Source organism: Pirellulales bacterium, from assembly GCA_035499655.1.
In the GTDB taxonomy this organism is placed as follows: Bacteria; Planctomycetota; Planctomycetia; order Pirellulales; family JADZDJ01; genus DATJYL01.
In genome coordinates this window covers 1-2,508 of record DATJYL010000071.1, presented here as the reverse complement: position 1 = coordinate 2,508, position 2,508 = coordinate 1, and the positions used below count along the sequence as shown (strand labels likewise).

3 protein-coding genes are annotated in these 2,508 nt (G+C 57.1%); 2 read left to right on the top strand and 1 reads right to left on the bottom strand.

From position 1 onward, the window contains the following. Positions 1–226: 226 nt before the first annotated feature. Both VMJ32_05240 and VMJ32_05235 read left to right on the top strand, forming a co-directional pair. Positions 227–1,690: an RtcB family protein gene (locus tag VMJ32_05240; protein ID HTQ38407.1), complete on the top strand. Its 1,464-nt coding sequence runs from the start codon at positions 227–229 to the stop codon at positions 1,688–1,690. A gap of 56 nt (positions 1,691–1,746) precedes the next feature. Continuing rightward, positions 1,747–1,950: a hypothetical protein gene (locus tag VMJ32_05235; protein ID HTQ38406.1), complete on the top strand. Its 204-nt coding sequence runs from the start codon at positions 1,747–1,749 to the stop codon at positions 1,948–1,950. 89 nt (positions 1,951–2,039) lie between these two features. Here VMJ32_05235 and VMJ32_05230 read toward each other — a convergent pair whose 3' ends face one another. Next, positions 2,040–2,306: a DUF433 domain-containing protein gene (locus VMJ32_05230; protein ID HTQ38405.1), complete on the bottom strand. Its 267-nt coding sequence runs from the start codon at positions 2,304–2,306 to the stop codon at positions 2,040–2,042. Positions 2,307–2,508: the final 202 nt, after the last annotated feature.

Genomic DNA, 2,508 nt, shown 5'->3' with positions numbered 1-2,508 from the left:
CGATTCAAACGGCGACTCACCTCTTCCCTGCGGGGTCGATCCCGTCCAACTCAAGCAACCGAAGTTCACTTGCGTGTCCTCACTCACGACCTGCTCCTGTTGGCAGCATAAGGGTTTCAACAAAGCCTGTTCATCTGTGTTCTATGGCTTCTTAACTTTTAGTTCGAGTTATCTGCGTCGATCCGCGTTCATCTGCGTTCCCTAGTTTCTCAATTTGAGGAAGCCTATGCCCAGCGGCGGTTTTCACGGCCCATTGGAGCGCGCCGCCGAATGTTGTTGGCGCATCCCCAAAAGTTACAAGCCCGGCATGCGTGTCGATGGCCTCATCTACGCCGATGACGCGCTCATCGAGCACATCCGCGCCGACCAGGCCTGCGAGCAAGTGGCCAACGTCGCCACGCTTCCCGGCATTCAAGTCGCCAGCCTGGCCATGCCCGACATTCACTGGGGCTACGGTTTTTGCATCGGCGGCGTGTGTGCCACCGATCCGGAGCAGGGGGGCGTCATTTCACCGGGCGGCGTGGGGTACGACATCAACTGCGGTGTCCGCATGGTCCGCACCAATTTGCAGTTGGCCGAACTGCAGCCGCATTTGGAAACGCTTGTCGGCGAATTGTTTGCGAACATTCCCACCGGCGTTGGCCGCGGCGGCAAGTATAAATTCAGTCGCACCGAGCTGCGTCAGTTGATGGCCACCGGCCCGGCCGGCTTGATTTCGCGCCGTCTTGCCGTTCAGCGCGATATCGACTACACCGAAGCGCACGGCTGCCTTGACGGCGCAGAACCCGATGATGTTTCCGATCGTGCCCTCGATCGCGGGGCCGATCAATGTGGCACACTCGGCTCCGGCAATCATTTTTTGGAAGTGCAAGTCGTCGATCGGGTGTTCGATGAAGCCGCCGCCGCGGCGATGAACATTGCCGCTGGCCAAATCTGCGTGATGATCCATTCCGGCTCCCGCGGCCTCGGCTATCAAGTGTGCGACGATGCCCTCAAAGACCTGCGTGGCACGCCGCAAAAATACGGCATCGAATTGCCCGACCGGCAACTGGTGTGCGCGCCGGTCCACAGTGCCGAGGGGAAAAAATATCTGGGCGCCATGCGGGCCGCCGCGAATTTCGCTTGGTGCAACCGCCAACTGCTGATGTGGCAAGCCCGCGAGGTGTTTGCCCAAGTGTTCGGCCGTTCGTGGGAAAACCTGGGCATGGATTTGGTGTACGACGTGGCCCACAACATTGCCAAGCTGGAACAGCACGACATCGCCGGCATTCGCAAGCCGGTGTGGGTGCATCGCAAAGGGGCCACGCGCGCGTTCCCGCCGGGCCATCCGGAAATTCCTGCACCGTATCAGCAAATCGGCCAGCCGGTACTCATTCCCGGCGATATGGGCCGCGCCAGTTGGATTCTCGCGGGTCAGTCGGGCAGCATGGAGCAAACTTTCGGCACCGCCTGTCACGGCGCCGGCCGCATGCTCAGCCGCACCGCCGCCGTGAAAGCCGCACAAGGCCGTCGGATCGATCACGAACTGCGCCAGCGCGGCGTGTTCGCCCGGGCCCGCAGTTGGAAAGGCCTGGCCGAAGAACAGCCCGACGCTTACAAGGACGTCGACTTAGTCGTCGACGTCGTCCACCGCGCCGGCCTCGCCAAAAAAGTTGCCCGCCTGCGACCGGTCGGAGTGATTAAGGGGTGAACGACAGGTAATATCGTCTCTTAAAACAGCGCCAAATAAGAAGCTGTTTGATCGGCATGGAATTCCACGATTTCCTGGTGCCGCAACCGCAGCAACTTGGCCTATTCCACTGTCGAGCAATCGCCCAGCGCGATCCAAATGACTTTTGGAGGATGCCCAAACAAAAAGCTGCGCTGTCGAAAATCAATGTCCTTGCTAACAATCGTGAAATCGTTTTGTTTCGCGAAGTTCCACAACGCTTCATCATCAGCGGTGTCTAACCCGATGCTGCGCACATGTACCGAATTGGGAAACAAATCGGCTAACGTAACGACCAGATGTTGGGACAGATTCTGGTCGAGCAGAAGTTTCATTGCTTAGGCACGGCAACCAAACGCCGCTCTCGATCGGCGGCAAATGCCAGGCAGGCCCGAATATCATCAGCGGTTAATTCCGGAAAGTCTACCAAGATTTGTTCTTGTGTCATGCCGCCGGCCAAATAATCCAGCACATCAGACACAGCAATCCGCATCCCGCGAATGCACGGCTTGCCGCCACGTTTGCCGGGTTCGATGGTAATGATTTTCTGATAATCCATATCTTTACCATAAGCTGCTGAAAATTTGTGGTCAATCACAGATGGTAACTTTACTTATGGATGTGTTGTACCGGCACTGGCGACGTTCAATCTTACATTGATTTTGATGTTGCTTCCTCTATCTCGCATTTCGCAATGCAGGCATTGAGTGCATCAACCAGTGGCTCGATTTTCGATGCCGCAAGGATTCTTTTTTTAGGCAACCATCCGCTTTGCACCCCTAGTAACCAGTACTGAACCC

What these genes read in the sequence shown, in the direction of transcription:
- VMJ32_05235 (HTQ38406.1), top strand. Translation starts at nt 1,747, where the DNA reads ATGGAATTCCACGATTTCCTGGTGCCGCAACCGCAGCAACTTGGCCTA.
- VMJ32_05240 (HTQ38407.1), top strand. Translation starts at nt 227, where the DNA reads ATGCCCAGCGGCGGTTTTCACGGCCCATTGGAGCGCGCCGCCGAATGT.